A 17,061-nucleotide genomic window follows, 5' to 3' on the forward strand; every position below is an offset into this window, starting at 1 on the left:
CTGCCGCCGAAGTTTAAGCCGACGCCCACCGAGCCGCCGTGGCTCTCATTTTTACCGTCCAGCACCGAGGTGTTGGTAGCCGAAATCAGGTTCACGTCGCGGTTGGCCATCAGGCCCATATCTTTGCCCGCCTGCAGCTGGCCGCCCTGCACGTTAATGTCGGTATCCGTGGCGCGGATGTTGAGGTTGTTCCCCGCCGTCAGGGTGCTGCCCTGACTCTGGCTGTTGGTCTGGGTCTGCTCCGACTTGGACGACTGGCTGCCATAGGAGAGGTTGACGCCAAACAGGCTCTGCTGGTCCTGGCCCTGCGCCTCGCCGAGCTGCGAGGCCTGATACGCCTGCACGCCACCGAGGGCTGACTTGATGCCATCCAGCGCGGCCAGACGCCCGCTGCTGGCGGTGCTGGCGTCGTTGGCGCTGGACACCGCGCTGTTGATGGCGCTGCCTACCGCGCCGGACAGTGCCAGCGTCAGCCCGCTCTGTTTTTGCTCAACGGTGTGGGTCTGCACGCTCTGGTTATCCGCCGCCAGAATGTTGACCTCTTTGCCCGTCAGATTGAGGTCTTTGCCCCCCAAGACATCCGAGCCTTTTACCGTCAGGCCTTTGCCCGCGCTGAGGTTGACGTTGCCATGCGTACTGCCGACGGTGCTGCCCGCGCTGGTCTGGGTTCTGCCGTCATCGGTAATTTTGGTGCTCTGCTTGCCATAGCTCACCCCAACGCCGCCCGTGCCGGACAGGCCGGTTTTCTTCTCTTCGCGCAGGTGCGTTTCCTGACGCGACTGGTCGGCGGCGGTGATGTTGAGGTCGTTGCCCGCCAGCAGGTTCACGTCGCGAGTACCCGCCACTTTGCTGCCCTGCACCAGCAGGTTATTCCCCGCCTGCAGGGTGACGCTGTCGCCACTGATATTGCTGCCCAGCGCACTCTGGTTACGCACTTCGTCGTGCGTCTCCAGCGACATGCTGGAAAGCATGCCTTTGCTGCTCTGCTTGCTATGCTCGGTCAGATGATATGAGTCATTACCGGCGGTCAGGTTGATGTCGTTACCCGCCACCGCCGTGATGCTGTCTTTGGCGGTCACCGACGCGGCTTTGGCATTCAGGTCATACCCCGCGCTCAGGCCAAGGTTACCGCCGACGTTGATCTGCGTACCCACGTCTTGGTTCTGAGTCAGGTGACGATAGTTATCTTTGCCCCAGTCGCTGTTCTCAGTATGCATCGTATTGAGAGTCGCAAGGTTGAGGTCATTGCCCGCAATGATCTTGGTATGACTGTCCGCGCCGGTGTTGCTGATTTGCGCCGCCGTCAGGTTGATATTATTCAAGGCCTGCAGGCCAAGTTTACCTCCGTCGTTCTGCACATAGATACCCGCCGCGCGGTCGAGATATCGATTCGCATCGTTGCCCGCGAGGGTGCTGCTGACATTAATGTCGCGCCCGGCAATCGCCACCAGACTGTCGCCACCTTGCAGGGTGCCGCCGAGGTTGTTGATGTCGGTGCGAGCATTGATATTGACCTGATTCCCGCCGATAAAACCACCGTTGTTGAGCGTATCGGCATTAATCTGCGTCACTTCCCGGCCAAGAATTTTGCCGCTGTTGGTTAAGTCATTCTGGCTATTTAGCACTAGATTGTTACCTGAGAGCAGCGCCCCGCTGCCATCAAGATCGCCTTTTTTCACTCGCGCATAAACCTGCGGTACCAGCACGCTTTGCACGGAGCCGTTCGGCAGCGTCACATCCTGCTTGACCAGCCACACCATATCGCTGGTCAGTAAGGCCATCTGTGCCGGAGTGAGCGCCACGCCTAGCATCAGGTTGTACTGCTTCCCAAAAGCGATACCCGCGTCCATCAAGGCTTTGTACTGATCCGTATCGTTGTTATATCCCGCCAGATAACGCTGGCCGGTGAGGTCGGCAATTTGCTGGCGGATCAGCCGCTGTTCGTAGAAGCCGTCACCCAAACGCTTCAACATATGATCGGGATCTTGGCCAAGGGCATTCTGCATATAGTCACTGGCGAGCCACTGCTTCTGGTTGGTGAAGCGCGGGTCAGTCTCGATCAGGTAATGGCTGGTCACGTCGCCGTGCAGCTGGAACAGGCTGTTGTCCGGCAGCGTGAGGTCCGGGCTGGTGATGCGCACAACTGTGTCCAGATTATTCTTCGGCTGGATCTCAAATATCTGCCCGGCGGGAGGGTTGATGGGCTGAAGCGTCGACCCATTATTCACCGCGCCCGCGCTGCCCGCCTGCTGATTAAGCGTCGATGTATCCCGCCCGGCAATGGTGGTGCCGCTGCCCGTTATCTGGGTATGCTCGGCATAGACCATTGCTTTTAAATCAACAGCTTGAATGATGACATCAGGGCTGTATTTATTGCTGTCCTTGCCTTGTGAGGTCTTGGTGCCACCAAAACGGCGTTTGGTTTTTTTCGCGTACCAGCGGGTCTGGGTTCCGACATCCGTAATGGTGCGCTCACCTGGCGTGCTGACGTTATTGGGAACGTCGATTTGTCCACCCAAGGTGCCACCAGCCATCACGCGGCTATTAATGTTATTAAGCTGGTTGCTGTAGATAGTCAGATCACCCCCGGCGATGATTTGCCCCGGATCGCTCTGTTTTACCTGTGTTTCCTTGATGGTGCGCTGGTACTGGTATTCATAAAACTCATTGCTGCGCGAGCCATCGGGCATGATCGCATCATGAACGTCGTACTTGTTTTTCCATGATGTATCAACGTCACTCCAGTCATAGCGTTGAGTCGAACCTTTTAACACCGCCTCGTGATGCGGCGAATCCTCTGTCACCACCACTTCCGTTTCGAAGTGATCGTTGAGATTGTTTATTTCGCCGATGTTCAACACCATGTTGCCCACCGACTCCAGCGTCGAGCTGTTGTTGTTGAACACTGACGCCTGACCGGTTGCCCGCCACTGGTCGTTTAGCTGCCCGCCCACGGCCACGTCGCCAGCGCTGAAAATCAGGCCATGGTCGCGGTTGTTGATGGTCTGCGCGCCGATATCCAGACGATCGCGGGCGGCAATCGTCGCCGCGGTGCCGTTTTCCGCCAAATTATTGAGGGTGCCGGCCTGCAAGGCGATATGGTCGCCATAGATGCGCCCGCTGCCAATATTGTTCAGCGTCGCCGACTGAATATGGGTCAAGTTGCCGTCGATAAGCCCACGGTTAGTGACGTCGCCCGAGGTCAGAATATGGTTCTGCGCGGCACTGATCTCCCCGGTTGCGCCATTGTTTACACTGGCGGCGTTGAGGTTGAGCGTGCCACCGGCTTTGATCAGCGCGCTGTTTTCCAGCCCCTGACCGATATTGAAATTCAGGTCGCCGTTAGCAATCACGTCGCCTTGGTTGTTGAACCCCTGAGCCAGATTCAGCGTCATCGCCCCTTGCGACAGCAGGCTGCCGTCGCCGGTCACTGACGAGGCCGATAATTGCAGGTTTTTACCGGCAATCAGCGTGCCGCCGGTGTTGCTCAGCGCCAGCCCATTGCCAGCCAGCGTTAAGGTATCGGCGGAAGAGAGTAGGCCTTGGGCATTGTTTAGCGAGCCGGTATGGATATCCAGCAGGTCATTGGCGCGCAGCGCGCCTTGGGTGTTGTCGAGGTAGTCGCTGCTCAGGCGAACCGATTGGCCTTCAAGCCCGGTGTCCTGAGCTTTGGTATCACGGTTGGCGATCTGCGCGGCGTTTACGGTAGCCGTCGCGCCGCTGCGAATCAAACCGGCGGTATTATCCACCAGGCCGTTAAAGGCATTGATCAAGGCATTGCCCGCCGCCTGAAGTTTCCCGCCCCGGTTGTTCAGCCCGGCAATATCAAGTTGAGCATTTCCGCCTGCGGCAATATTACCCTGCGCGTTATTCAGCGCCTGCCCCTGCGTATTGATGCTGGCATCACCGCCGGTGCGGATCTGTCCGGCCTGATTAAGCAACGCACCGGTCAATAAATTCAGGTTTTTACCGGCGCTCAGGACGCCGTTGGTGTTATCAACTGCCTGATTCCGGCTATTGAAACTTAAGTTATGGGCGGCCTGCACCAGCCCCTGCTGATTAGTGAATTGCCCGGTCGTCAGGTTCAGTTCACCGTCGCTTGCCAGCGTGCCGTTGAGATTGTTGAAATCAGCGGAGGTCAGCCGTAAATCGCCCGTTGCTGCGATAAACCCTTGCTGGTTGTCGAGTGAACCGCTGTTGATCGACATCGGCCCACGGCTAACAATCCCGCGATTATCGCCACTATTGCGGTTACTTAAGGCTCCACCCTGAAGCTCAAGAGCCATACCGCCGCCCGACTGCACCAGCCCGCCGTCATTGTTTAGCCCGACGCTGGTCAACTGCATATCGCCAAGTGCTGCAATGTTCCCCTGCTGGTTACTCAGCGTGCCAGTATTGAGGGTAAGCGTTTGCCCCGCGCCGAGCTGCCCTTGCTGGTTATTCAGGCTGGCGGCTTTCAGGTCGAGATTGCCATTGCCCGCAATTTGCCCAGCCTGATTGTCCACGCCGTCAAACACCTTGAGCGTCATCGCGCCGCTGCCGGTCTGCAAGATTTTGCCTTCGCGGTTAGAGAGTCGATTAGCCGTCAGAGTGAATTGATCGGCAGAGGTGATGCCGCCATCCAGCAGGACATCGCCGCTGTTAATGGTCAAATGACCGTTGGAGAGCATCTGGCCCTGCTCCCCTTGCAGACTGGCGCTTTCCAGTGACAGGTCGCCGTCGGCGGCGTGCAAGATTTTGCCGCCCTGATTGTTGATCTGCGAGGCTTTGATTTTGAGATCTTTGCCGTTGCTGGCAATGCTGCCGCCACGATTATTAAGGGAGCCTTGATGGGAGAGTTGCAGGGAATCACTGCCCAATTGCGAAATAGCGCCTTGCTGGTTAGAAAGGGAGCCCGCTCTGATATTTAGCTTATCACCGAGCAGCTTTCCACCGTCGTTATTGAGCATTTTGCCACTGCGCGCGGTCAACTGCTGTTGCGCCGCAACCTGCGCGCTGCCGGTCTGCAGATTGTCCTGCCCGGCGTCCAGAGTGACGTTATTGCCGCTGGTCGAGCTATGGCGCACATCGACGCCCTGCCCGCGAGCTGTCAGATCGCCGGAGGCCAAGTTTTGCCCCTGAGCTCGTAACTGCCCCGAGGCATCGAGGGTGAGATTGCTACTTCCTGCCAGCTTACCGTCCTGATTAACACCCGCCGCCAGCACGCTTCCCTGCTCGCTATTTAACGTCGCGCTTTTCGTTTGCAGATGGTTATTGGCGGTGATTGCGCCGCTATTGTGCAGATCGCCCGTCGCAATCAGGTTGGCATCGGCGCCGGAACGCACCGCGCCGCTGTTTTCCATCGCGCCGTTAGCAGCAATAGTGACGCCCGCCTGGCCGCTCATCTGCCCGCTGTTTTCAATACGGCCATCGGCAGTGACCACCAGAGTGCCCGCCTGCGCGCCGATATTACCGGCGTTATGCACCCCGACGCCGTCTTCGGTGCCGATCAGGCGAATTTTATTGGCGTACATGCCGCCGAGCTGGGCGACGTCTACCGCCATCATCGGCCGTGGTGAACCGTCCGCGGCTTTTTTATCGATTTGCTGATGATCAACATCCACCTTGTTGCGGCCTGCCGTCACCTTGAGATCTTTCGCCACTAAGTTGGCGTTAATTTTCACCGAGCGGGCGATGATGTCCGTGTAATCCTGACGGCTGCTGTCCATTCCCGCGCCCTGGATCACGATTTCGCCCCGTTCAACATCAAACCCGGTGAGCTGGCCATTGTTGAGCTGAGCCTGCCCGGTGGTCATGGTGGCGCGATTAGCATTGATGAAGCCGCAGCCGTTACAGGTGATCCCCGCCGGGTTGGCGATCACGACCTGTGCCTGACGGCCTGCGACTTCGACATAGCCGTTAAGCTGGCTCGGGTCGCGCGAGTTGACCTCATTGAGGATCACTTTCGCCTCGCCGCGCGCCAGCCAAGGGTTCCCCTGCACCATACCGCCCTGCTGCGTCGCCACGTTATTTCGCGAGTTATTAAGGATCACCCCTTTTTGATCGACGTCGAACTGGCTGTAGGTGTTGCGGGAAACGCCCCCTTCGCTTGGAGTTTGAATATTGACCTGCGGGGTGCCGTTGGCAGTGCTGACGATATTCGGCTGCTGGTTACTCGGCGCCTGACCATCGGCCACGATCCCCGCCTGAGCACTATTGACCAGCACCACCGATCCAAAGAGCGCCAGCATGGCGCAGGACAGGCTGCTCAAGCGACATTGGCGTATAGCCGTCTTGCTGCGGCGCACGCGGCGTCCACCCTCTCGGCCTGCCGAAGCAATTTCCGCCACCACCATTAACAGGCCACGGGCTTTATTAAAAATGATGCGATAGAGATGTTTGTTCATGGCAGAGTGTCCTTACCCTAATACGACCAGTTGAGGTTGAAGCCCAGCGAGACGGGATCCGTTGAGAAACCGTCAGGTTTGGAGAAAGGCACCGAGGCGAACAGGTCATAACCGACCCTGAAAGCTCTGCCACGCACCCCAACTGCGCCGCCCGCTAAGTGATTGCCCACCAAATATTGCGTGCCGTTGCCGCCCACTTCGCCATAGTCCACCCCAAGATAAAGCTCCTGGGAAGGCAGCGGCGTCACCCATGCCAGGTCGTTACGCACAAACCAGCCGCGATCGGCATTCAGGGTGAGTTCACCGTCGAAGCCGCGTACCGTCCAGCGGTTACCGATAGCAAATTGATCCTGAGGCGTCAGGTGAGTGTCGGTGTACTGGCGCTGATACTGCACGTTGTAGCGAAATTTCTGATTGGCGATGGCAAAAGGCACATCAAGCTGGGCGGAAAGCTGGACGATTTTGCTTAGCGCCGTCGCGTAGCCGCCATACTCTTCCGGCGCAGGCGTAGCGCCAAACCATCGGGTACCGCGCTGATAGCTAATGCCCGTGTCAAGGGTGGCTTGCGAAATATAGTGACGATGCTGTAAGCCCAAGCGCCACGCCGCCGTTTGCCTGCGCTGCACTTCGATTTCAGTATCATTGACGTAGTTTCTGGACTCGCGCGCCAGCACGTCATAGGTCAGCGTGGTCTTCTGGCTACCGTTGCGATGCAATATGCGGCTAACTTGGAAATCGAGATTTTTACTTTTACCGCGATAGCGATAATCGCTATTAAGCCCGGCGGTGGTCTGGTTGTATTCGTAACTATTGGCCGTCAGGCCAAACATCCAGTAGCCGAAAGGCACTGAATAGTGCCCGGTGACGTTGCCGGTGCTCTTGCCGCTTTTATGAGGCAGGCTGCTGGTGCCGGAGATATAGAACAGGTCGCTAAGGGCAAAGGGATTATCCAGCGATAAGGTCGCGGTGCCCTGATAGCGGCCGGTGCTGCGCGTGCCTGAGTCATCAAGGCCCGCCGCGACGCGCCACATTTTTTCCTGCTTCCAGCGCAGCGCAATATCACTTTCACCCGGCTGCTCGCCGGGAAGGATTTCCATGTCAGCCTGCACCGTCGGCAGGCGCTGCAGATTCTCTAAGCCCTGCTCGATATCGCGTAAATCTAATAGCTGATCTTGATGGGCAGGAAATGCGCTGTAGAGCGTGACGTAATGGTCGCTGTCTGGCGTTAATTTCACCTGACGGGTCTTGCCGGACACCACTACCAGCTGCAGCACGCCGCTTTTCAGATCCTGCGACGGAGCCAGCACGCGGGTGGTGATATACCCGTGATCCACTAACCTGTTCTGCAGAGTACTCATCAACAGGTTGATGCCTTTCCCCCCCAAGCATTTGCCTACGGCTTGATTGCTGATGTGCTGTAGCGGCAGCCAATGCGGCAAGGCCTCGGTACCACTCAGCCGGACTTGGGAGAGGGTAAAACACGGGGTTTCCTGCGGAAAATTGATGCGGCCAAAACTGCTGGGAGGGGGAGAAAGACGGACATCTGGTGCCTGGGGGGTCAGGCTCTGCTGCAGAGCGCGTTGCTGCTCCTGCTGATGAATAAATTGTTGACCCCCTGCTTCACTAAAAGGAGCGAGGCCAGTAAGAGGCTCAGCATAGCTGCTGGCAATAAATAGACTGAGGGAAATAATCAGCGACTGGCAGGCAATATTTATAGCGGGGCTGCGCACGTAAAAACATCCTTATTATTAATCCATGGGTAAATCATCCTTAATCCAGCTACATTATGACCATGCGAAGTCAATTTACGATATCTTTTATTTTCTTTATCAAAAGAAACAATCCAGAAAAGTTAGGAGAGAAATTAATGTTCAACTTATTGAAATCGTTAACATAAAAATCACAACCACTTGATTTTAAATAACTAAAATCAAAAATAACAATGTAATTCTGGTTGAATACAAGCCTTACCAAGCCCGAAAAAAACCACTATCAATATATGCATCACCTTGAATATATATATTGATCATTAATAAAGTTATTAAAATATTAACCCAGTCAGTTATTCATTGAAAAAATACATTCCCCTTAGTTCTCACTCACTATTAACTATTATTTGGCACAATGATTTGCCTCTCCAGCCTTAAGCCCTGACCATCGGTTAACGTGACCGTCACCTGGGTCCAATCCCCTTTTTGCATCGCGATGCGCATCTGCCCGAGAGAGAGGGTTTTGTTCGCGGCGAGGTTGATACTGCCCTGCTGGCGGCTGGTGCTCTGCCCCTGCTCGGCGCGATGTGAGACGGCCATGGAAACCTGACAGGTGCAGTTTTGGCTCAGGGTCGCCATGGGCCGGACAATATAGACATCGGCCTCAGTTTGGGTGTCGAACCACAGTTGGTTCGACATGACGGCGGCAATCAACAATAGCTGCATTGTTCCTCCTTATATAAAGCATAACAGGGCATAGGCCCTGTTATGCGACGAACAAACTGCATGACAATAACGTCAGGGGAATCAGTGCTGGCTAGCGTAAGCCTGATTGCCGGTACCGTACTGTTGGATATTCGCCAGACTGCCGTTGGCGTATTGATTCGACTGCGCGTAGTTACCCGTACCGTTTTGGCTGATTTGGGTAATGCTGCTGCTGGCGGCCTGCAACACGTTGGCGTTGTTCCAGTCACCGGCCTGGGAGACTTTTACCAGACTGTTGTTGCCCGTTTGGTTGCTGCCAACTTTGTTTTGTGAGCCGCGCTGGTCAATCGACGTCAGCGATTTAGAGACGCCGCTTTGGTTAGCCTGAGCACGGTTAGCCGTACCAGCCTGATAAATTTGAATTTCAGCGTTCCAGTTGGTGGTCTGAAATACTGGCAGAGAAGAGGTTGGAGGCGTTGTTGCCAATGCACTGCCACTGATCACTAACGCAGATACTGCCACAATTTTTAAAAGATTCATGATGCTACCCCATTGGTTAAAGTTGGATGATCTTCATTTGAGACAAAGTGATTAACGCTGTGTGACTCTGATCGCCATTCCTGACGAATTTTGTACGACACCGGCTGACCGGTCCGTACCACTTTGGCTAATTTGCGTCACGCTCCGGCTACCTCGCTGGAGAATAACGGCGGTATTGCCAAAATCTTTTTGTTCAATAGATGCAGAACTGCTATTTCCAAGCTGGGCAATCACGGCGGTATTTTCACTGCCGCTTTGCATAATATCGGCCGCGTTACCATTCCCTCGCTGATTAACAATCGCATTATTATCATTGTTAAATTGCGTAATATTCGCCCGATTGCTGTTCCCATTTTGTTGGGTAGTAGCCGTATTGCCATTGCCTTTTTGCAAAATAAAAGCGGCATTGCCCGAGGATGTATAGCCCCCCACAACGGCGTTATCAAACGAATTGCTGTAATAGTAAATATCACTGATGTTGGCGCTAAAGCCCAATTCACTGTGGGCGAGATCGTTCAGTTGCGCCATGGTAATAAGAGGTAATGAAAGCAGCGCAACGGTAAAAATCATTTTTTTCATATTTCAGCCCTGATTGACTTTCTTCTGCATTATGAAAATGACAATCGACAAACACATCGAGAAAGCCAGAATTGTTTACTGGACGAATTGAGTATGGATAGTCGTAAAAATAAAAAACTCACCTGTAAGTCGTATTTTTCATTTAAGACTCATCAGAAAGCATGAGGTAAAGAGTAAAAAACCCCGTAATTCCATCAACCTGAAATTTCGAAAATAATTAATCAAGGTGCGTAACTAACCTAGAATCCGCTCAACCTCATTTATCATACAATTTATTAAATCTGTCATTACCCTGATCAAATACGTAGCCTGAGAAGACGAAAAATTTATCTCTGCCTATGAGGGTTACAGCTGATATTGAATATACTGTCACCTTTTTTAGAGGGTGAAGACTGCGAAGTAGCGTCAGATCGCGAGGTCAAACCAGTTATGGAAATACTAAACCAAGACCAATATTTGAGATAAAGCAGAAGAAAAACTCACCTCATCAGCTTAACCAGTACATCAAACTGCCCGCTAGGCGAATGAATTAGCAGTAGTTAGTTGCCAGTTTGAGGTAAACATACGGCAGGATAGGTTAAGGGCGTTTAACAGATTGGCTGCTTCTAATCACAACAGTGCGAAGTAAAATTTGCACATTTTCAGTTACATTTTGAAACACAAATAAGCCTTGATTTAGAGTGTCCAATGGATAGATTGATGATGTAGGAAAAATCCTATTTCTAATAATGACAAACTTGCGTGTGTAGTGGTTATTTAACTTTTCCGGTTTTATTTACTTTTTTGGTTAATACGCCACGGGCTTGCACATGCTACATCCAGCAGCAAAGCAACCTATTTAATGCCTTCATTTATAAGGCATCTGTAGGCTGTCAAAAAAATTAGGTGGGGTTTCATTATGACTAATGAAGCAATATTAAATAACAACCTTTTATTGTTAATTACTAAGCCGTCACTTCAGGCCAGTGCTTTATTGCAGCAGTTAAAACATCAGTTAAGTGTCAACACTAAACTGCATAACATTAATAAGACACTAGAAGATGATTCATTAAACCAGGCACTCATATTGTTTGACATGATGGAAGCAGACCAGCGACAGGTTGTCTTATGGCAATCCGTCATTCGTCGCTATGACGATAATGTGAAGCTTTTATTATTTAATACTCCGAGTGATTATCAGTTTAGAGAAATAGAAGCCTGGCCGCGCATTAGCGCCGTATTCTATAACTCTACGGAGGAAAATAAACTGGTTGAAGGTATTAACAACGTACTCAATGGAGAATGTTATTTCACTCAAGGCTTTGCCAGCTACCTCATTAGTCAGTCAGGGCAATATCGCTATCTCAATCATAGTGAAACCGGCCTAACCCATAGGGAACAAGAGATCTTAAATAAGCTGCGCGTGGGCGCTTCAAATACTGAAATTGCCCGGCTGCTCTTTATTAGTGAGAACACGGTCAAAACGCATTTATACAATTTGTTCCGCAAGCTTTCCGTCAAAAACCGGACTCAGGCCGTCTCTTGGGCTAACGACAATTTAAAGCGCTGACATGATGAAATTCGTCATCTGTCTGCTTTTCGGCCTGACATTAGTGTTAGGCCAGACTGCCAATGCGGCAGAAATTAAAGACCCTGGCTTGGTAACTGACCACACGGTGACCTCCGTGGGTCACGACTTCTACCGCGGTTTTGCTGATCGCTGGGATATTAATTATGCCGAGACAATCACCATCAGCGAACGGCCAAGCGCCCGCTGGGGAAGCTGGATAAGCATCAAGGTTGGGCAAGACACGCTGTATCAAATATTGCTGTTTCCCAACCGCCGCAATTTTAGCAAAGAGGTCGATACCGCCGTGGCCAGTGTGCATGAAGCCCTGTCACGCCGCCAAATCGACAAAGCCTTATTGGGCACCGGTGATCTCACCGGCGATGAATTCTAGGAGCTTACCGTGAAAATATCTGTCGCGCTTTTATCGCTGTTCCTTTTCTCCCCTCTCTCATGGGCGGGAAATATGGTGCATCAGTTTGTGAATCCCAACTTTGGCGGCAACCCGAACAATGGTGCTTTTTTGCTGAATTCGGCCAATGCGCAGAACTCATACAAAGATCCCAACGGCTATAACTTCGATGCTTATAACCCGTCGGCGCTGGACAACTTCACCTCTGCCTTACAGTCGCAGCTGCTGGGAACCCTGATGGGCAATGTGAATCAGGGCAAGCCGGGGCGAATGGTGACTCAAGATTTTATTGTCGATGTGCAAAACACCGACGGTCAGCTGGTGATGAACGTCACCGATCGTAAAACAGGAAAGATTTCGACCATTCAGGTTCAGGGCATCAGTGGCTCGAATTAAAACCAAAAAATTCACCTAAACATCGCCAATCACAGCAGCGGGAAGGCCACTATGCGCAGTTTGTTTCTATTTCTGATGATTTTTGCCCTCACAGGGTGTTTGACTGCACCACCAGATCAAGCAGCAAAACCCACCTTGCTGCCGCGAGCCCAGAGCTATCAGGACCTGACTAACTTGCCACCGGCGCGCGGCAAGATTTTTGTCTCGGTTTACAACATTCAGGATGAAACGGGACAGTTTAAACCCTATCCGGCGAGTAACTTCTCCACCGCCGTCCCGCAAAGTGCCACCGCCATGCTGGTGTCGGCACTTAAGGATTCAAAATGGTTTATCCCCCTTGAACGCCAGGGGCTACAGAACCTGTTGAATGAACGCAAAATTATCCGCGCCGCGCAGGAAAACGGCAGCGTGGCAGAGAATAATGCCCGCGCCCTCTCCTCACTGGTGGCGGCGAATATTTTGATTGAAGGGTCAATCATTGGCTACGAAAGCAATGTGAAATCCGGCGGAGTTGGTGCCAGATATTTCGGTATCGGGGCCAGCACGCAGTACCAGTTAGACCAGATAGCCGTGAACCTGCGCGCCGTCGACGTCAATACCGGGGAAGTTCTTTCATCGGTAAATACCAGCAAAACCATTTTGTCTTATGAGGTGCAGGCCGGTGTCTTCCGATTTGTCGATTATCAACGATTACTGGAAGGAGAATTAGGCTACACCACCAATGAACCTGTGATGCTTTGCCTGATGTCGGCGATTGAAACCGGCGTGATTTATCTGGTGAATGACGGTATTAGCCGCAACCTGTGGCAGCTGCAAAATCCGCAGGACGCCAAGGCACCGGTGCTCGAAAAGTATAAGAACCTGATTGTCCCTATTGCCTCTTAATCTGGAGAAATTGATTCACGTTATCCCAGAAAATCGGATCCCCTGTAGCGTGATGACGCCGGGTTTTGGCAGTAGTTGGCGAAAGGAAACCCAACGATTGAGGCGGGTTTCCTTTCATTTTTTTGCTCAGTATTGACTCGAAATGTTATTCAGACTGCTGGTAATTATTGACCCGTTTTTTATCTTCCAAATTGAAATCCGGATCGAGATAAATACTCAGGCGCTGAATCAACAGCTCATTAAATTCAAATACCGCGCAGAAGTGGTGACTTCCCGCCTCGGCCGTGGGCCAGCGTTCGCCGCTTTGCATCACGCCGCGCATTTGTCCCTCAACCACCAGCGTATCTCCATCCGTGATAAAACGAAATTTATCCTGCATGTGCTGAATTTTATCGATTTCCAACGCGAAGCATTTGCCCAGTTCGCCCAGCGATGACTTTCCCTTTGCTGTACCAAATTTTGGGAAAAACACTTCAGTGTCCTCGGTAAACAGATCCAACAGTGTCGCATCTGCCTGATCCAGCTTGCTATAAAACTGTTTCACAATCTCTATACGACTTTTTTTTAGCGCGTCCTGTGTCATTTTTCCCCTCTTATCACTCAATGAGTGAAATCTAAGACCACCTGACTAAGACTAGTGAAACGCTTCAATTTTGCTGCTTTCACCTAAGATTTAAGATAACTCTCAGCAAATCGGCCCCTGTTGCCTTCAATTCATGGTCTACAGTTAATGAGGTATGACACTTTTATTCATTGAAGTGCGTTGGGCTGGCATGTTGCTCGCCCTCCAGACAAAAGGAACTGCTTATGTTTGATAAAGCGAAAGATAAAGCTGAAGAGCTGGTTGGCAAAGGTCAGGAACAGTTTGGTCGCGCAACGGAAGATCATGGTCTGCAAGCAGAAGGCGTAGTCCGCAAAAATCTTTCTCAGGCATCCTATGCGGTGAACGACGCCGTGGATACCGTGAAGCGCCAAACCTCAGACAACCCAGTACCGGCCCTGCTTATTGCCGCCGGTGTAGGTTTCCTGCTGGCTAAACTGACAGGCCGTAAATAATCAGCCTGTTTGCTCGATAAGCATGAGCAAGGCATGAATTTATGCCATAAAAAAACCCGGCCAATGCCGGGTTTTTTGTTGTTGTTTTGGGGCTAATTGCTGGGTTTGATGAGGCTTTCTGCCGGAATGCCAAACAACGTATGCAACTTCCAAATCATTGGCAAGGTGAGTTTTCGTTTACCATTTAGCACCTCGTAAACCCGGTTTGTACGCCCGATGGCCGGCTGTAGATCCTTGGCGGTTAGGCCAGACTGCTCCATCCTAAATTTGATTGCTTCAATAGGATCGGGCAGATCGACAGGAAAATGCTTAAGTTCATAAGCTTCAATCAAGGTGATCATCACCTCAAAGAAGTCCCCTTCAGGCGTGCCGGGCTCTGGCTCATTATCAAATAAAGGTGAGACGATTTTTAGCGCCGCGCGGTAGTCCTGCTCGTTCCGAATCGGATGAATGTCCAAGGTTTCACTCCATCTCAATAGTATTGGCATCAACGCGGTCGTATTGCCTATGCGTACCCATAAACTTGATGTAAATGGCACCAAATCGATAAGCAATGGCTGCGACCAATCGATAGTCATTACCCTTGATATTAAAAACGACTCGCCGGCTTTTTAAGATACTGGCGCTGCGGAATTGCTCCTTAATATGGTTGGGGGTAGTCCATTCTGCGTTTCTGACCTCATCAATCCATGCTTTCAACGGCTGTTCAGAGTCTGGATACGCAGTCCAAAAAGTTTTTAGCGTGCTGACTGAGATTATTTTCATGCCCGCAAACTACTCCCAATATGGGACTACGATAAGCGTTTTGAGAGGATTTTGGAAGCCGCATTCCAGAAATAAAAAAGGCGCAGCATGATTGCGGCGCCTTATTCTAAAAGAAGCTTTTATTAAGCTTTAGCCGGGAGCACGCCATCTGCGCGGAACATGGCTTTAATGCCGCGCACGGCCTGGCGGATACGGTCCTGGTTTTCAATCAGGGCGAAACGCACGTGGGTATCGCCATAATCGCCGAAGCCAATACCTGGCGAGACGCAAACCTTGGCATCGGCCAGCAGGCGTTTTGCGAATTCCAGCGAACCTAAATGCTCGTAAGCCGGTGGTATCTTGGCCCAAACGTACATTGAGGCTTTCGGGTTATCGACCATCCAGCCCGCCTCGTGTAGACCGCGAACCAGCACGTTGCGGCGCTGGCGATACTGCTCGGCGATATCTTTGACGCACTGCTGATCCCCTTCCAGCGCGGCAATCGCTGCCACCTGCAATGGAGTAAAGGTGCCATAGTCGTGGTAGCTTTTGATTCTCGCCAGCGCGCTGACCAGCTCTGGATTACCGACCATAAAGCCGATTCGCCAGCCCGCCATATTATAGCTTTTCGACAGCGTGAAGAACTCGACCGCGATGTCCTTCGCGCCCGGCACCTGCATGATAGAAGGCGCTTTCCAGCCGTCATACACAATATCGGCATAGGCCAAATCATGGATAACCAGCACATTGTACTGCTTAGCCAGTGCGACCACGCGCTCGAAGAAATCCAGCTCAACGCATTGCGCCGTTGGGTTAGACGGGAAGCCGAGGATCATCATTTTTGGACGCGGAATGGTTTCGCGAATTGCGCGTTCCAGTTCAGCAAAGAAATCCACGGCGTCGGTTAATGGCACCGAGCGTACCTGCGCACCGGCAATCACCGCGCCGTAGATATGAATCGGATAACTTGGGTTTGGCACCAACACAGTATCACCGTGATCCAAGGTTGCCAGCATCAGGTGCGCCAGCCCCTCTTTCGAGCCAATGGTGACAATGGCTTCGCTTTCTGGATCGATTTCAACCTGATAGCGATCGGCATACCAGCGGGAAATCGCACGGCGCAGGCGTGGAATACCGCGTGACGTGGAGTAACCGTGGGTGTCTTCGCGCTGAGCCACCTGCACCATTTTCTCAACAATGTGCGCCGGGGTTGCGCCATCAGGGTTCCCCATACTGAAATCAATAATGTCTTCGCCGCGACGTCGCGCAGCCATTTTCAATTCAGCGGTAATGTTAAAAACATAAGGGGGAAGACGATCGATACGTGAAAAACGACGTGGAGAACTGGAGTCAGACATAAATTCCTCAAGGATACGTGAGCGCCCGGACCGTCCGAGCGACGCTGGCCGCGATGCGGCCTTCCAAGAACATATCTCAGGCAGAAAAAACTGTCGATACCCCAGACGACCTATTTTTAACCAACGAGAGATTAACCTCGCGGCTCGTCGGCAAGGATCCCCAGCAGCCAGTCGTTATGCCACACCTCGCCAATGCGGTAGCTGTCGCGAAGGCAGCCTTCGAGCTGGAATCCACATTTCTCCAGCACCCTGCGCGAGGGGAAATTGCCCTCCAGCACGTTGGCCTGCAGGCGATGAAAACCGCAGGTATCAAAAGCAAAATCCAGCACGGCTTTCAGTGATTCAACGGCATACCCTTTCCCCTGATGCTCGGGAGAAATGATAAAACCCACCTCACCCTGCTGATAAGGCCGCCAGTCGGGGAAGAAGCCGGTCAGGCCCACCGCCGCGCCGGTTTCGCGTTCGCGGATCACCAGACAGAGCCAAAAATCAGCATAGCGATCCCAGTGCCCAAGGCGCTGCTCGAAGCGATTGCGAATTTGCGCGGGCGAGTCGATATCACCAATAAAGCGCATCACCTCTGGCGTTTGGTACAGCTTTTGGAACAACCACCAGTCTTCATTTTCAATGGGTTGCATCACCAGCCGTGGAGTAGTGAGCTGCAAAGGCGTCAGAGTTTTCATCATTATTTTCCTCTGGGTAGGTACCGCGTCAGCTTACAATTGAATCATTGGTTATTCATGCG

Annotated in this window: 15 protein-coding genes; 5 read left to right on the forward strand and 10 right to left on the reverse strand. The window is 52.3% G+C overall.

All coding sequences use genetic code 11. The features are described 5' to 3' along the window. From SBO83_RS06730 to SBO83_RS06750, 5 genes are all read right to left on the reverse strand, one after another. Positions 1–6,386, reverse strand: a 6,386-nt coding sequence (locus tag SBO83_RS06730) for a two-partner secretion domain-containing protein (protein WP_396130942.1), incomplete at its 3' end; no start/stop codon positions are given. 17 nt (positions 6,387–6,403) lie between these two features. Further along, positions 6,404–8,116 carry a ShlB/FhaC/HecB family hemolysin secretion/activation protein gene (locus tag SBO83_RS06735; protein ID WP_396130943.1) on the reverse strand — a complete coding sequence of 571 codons (1,713 nt, stop codon included), beginning with the start codon at positions 8,114–8,116 and terminating at the stop codon, positions 6,404–6,406. Positions 8,117–8,491: 375 nt separating this feature from the next. Beyond that, a complete protein-coding gene (gene csgC / locus SBO83_RS06740; protein WP_396130944.1) occupies positions 8,492–8,821 on the reverse strand; it encodes a curli assembly chaperone CsgC in 330 nt (109 codons plus the stop codon). A gap of 81 nt (positions 8,822–8,902) precedes the next feature. Then, positions 8,903–9,340, reverse strand: coding sequence for a curlin (locus SBO83_RS06745; protein WP_353502838.1), 438 nt, complete (start codon positions 9,338–9,340; stop codon positions 8,903–8,905). 51 nt (positions 9,341–9,391) lie between these two features. After that, positions 9,392–9,919 carry a curlin gene (locus tag SBO83_RS06750; protein WP_396130945.1) on the reverse strand — a complete coding sequence of 176 codons (528 nt, stop codon included), beginning with the start codon at positions 9,917–9,919 and terminating at the stop codon, positions 9,392–9,394. Between the two features lie 898 nt (positions 9,920–10,817). Between SBO83_RS06750 and csgD the strand changes: the two genes are divergently transcribed. The 4 genes from csgD to csgG are packed head-to-tail and all read left to right on the forward strand — an operon-like array spanning position 10,818 to position 13,158. Next, positions 10,818–11,468, forward strand: coding sequence for a biofilm master transcriptional regulator CsgD (gene csgD / locus SBO83_RS06755; protein ID WP_034791950.1), 651 nt, complete (start codon positions 10,818–10,820; stop codon positions 11,466–11,468). Positions 11,469–11,472: 4 nt separating this feature from the next. Further along, positions 11,473–11,859, forward strand: coding sequence for a curli production assembly/transport protein CsgE (csgE, locus tag SBO83_RS06760; protein ID WP_396131219.1), 387 nt, complete (start codon positions 11,473–11,475; stop codon positions 11,857–11,859). A 9-nt stretch (positions 11,860–11,868) separates the two neighbouring features. Next, positions 11,869–12,273, forward strand: coding sequence for a curli production assembly/transport protein CsgF (gene csgF / locus SBO83_RS06765; protein WP_396130946.1), 405 nt, complete (start codon positions 11,869–11,871; stop codon positions 12,271–12,273). Between the two features lie 51 nt (positions 12,274–12,324). Beyond that, positions 12,325–13,158 carry a curli production assembly/transport protein CsgG gene (csgG, locus tag SBO83_RS06770; RefSeq protein ID WP_353502842.1) on the forward strand — a complete coding sequence of 278 codons (834 nt, stop codon included), beginning with the start codon at positions 12,325–12,327 and terminating at the stop codon, positions 13,156–13,158. 145 nt (positions 13,159–13,303) lie between these two features. On the opposite strand, the gene SBO83_RS06775 is transcribed toward csgG, so the two are convergent. After that, complete coding sequence (locus SBO83_RS06775) at positions 13,304–13,702, reverse strand: nuclear transport factor 2 family protein (RefSeq protein WP_396130947.1); 399 nt, start codon at positions 13,700–13,702, stop codon at positions 13,304–13,306. 263 nt (positions 13,703–13,965) lie between these two features. On the opposite strand from SBO83_RS06775, the gene SBO83_RS06780 reads away from it, so the two are divergent. Then, positions 13,966–14,214, forward strand: a complete 249-nt coding sequence (locus SBO83_RS06780) for a CsbD family protein (protein WP_353502844.1) — start codon at positions 13,966–13,968, stop codon at positions 14,212–14,214. Positions 14,215–14,306: 92 nt separating this feature from the next. On the opposite strand, the gene SBO83_RS06785 is transcribed toward SBO83_RS06780, so the two are convergent. From SBO83_RS06785 to SBO83_RS06800, 4 genes are all read right to left on the reverse strand, one after another. Then, the gene (locus SBO83_RS06785; RefSeq protein WP_396130948.1) at positions 14,307–14,672 is read right to left on the reverse strand and encodes a helix-turn-helix domain-containing protein; all 366 of its coding nucleotides are present in this window, start codon (positions 14,670–14,672) and stop codon (positions 14,307–14,309) included. Between the two features lie 4 nt (positions 14,673–14,676). After that, positions 14,677–14,979 carry a type II toxin-antitoxin system HigB family toxin gene (locus tag SBO83_RS06790; protein WP_353502846.1) on the reverse strand — a complete coding sequence of 101 codons (303 nt, stop codon included), beginning with the start codon at positions 14,977–14,979 and terminating at the stop codon, positions 14,677–14,679. Positions 14,980–15,101: 122 nt separating this feature from the next. Next, positions 15,102–16,316 (reverse strand): alanine transaminase, encoded by a 1,215-nt coding sequence (gene alaC / locus SBO83_RS06795; protein WP_396130949.1) that lies wholly within the window; start codon positions 16,314–16,316, stop codon positions 15,102–15,104. A gap of 131 nt (positions 16,317–16,447) precedes the next feature. Continuing rightward, positions 16,448–17,002 carry a GNAT family N-acetyltransferase gene (locus SBO83_RS06800; protein ID WP_396130950.1) on the reverse strand — a complete coding sequence of 185 codons (555 nt, stop codon included), beginning with the start codon at positions 17,000–17,002 and terminating at the stop codon, positions 16,448–16,450. Between the last annotated feature and the right edge of the window lie 59 nt (positions 17,003–17,061).

The organism is Ewingella allii (assembly GCF_044430645.1).
GTDB classification, from domain to species: Bacteria; Pseudomonadota; Gammaproteobacteria; order Enterobacterales; family Enterobacteriaceae; genus Ewingella; species Ewingella allii.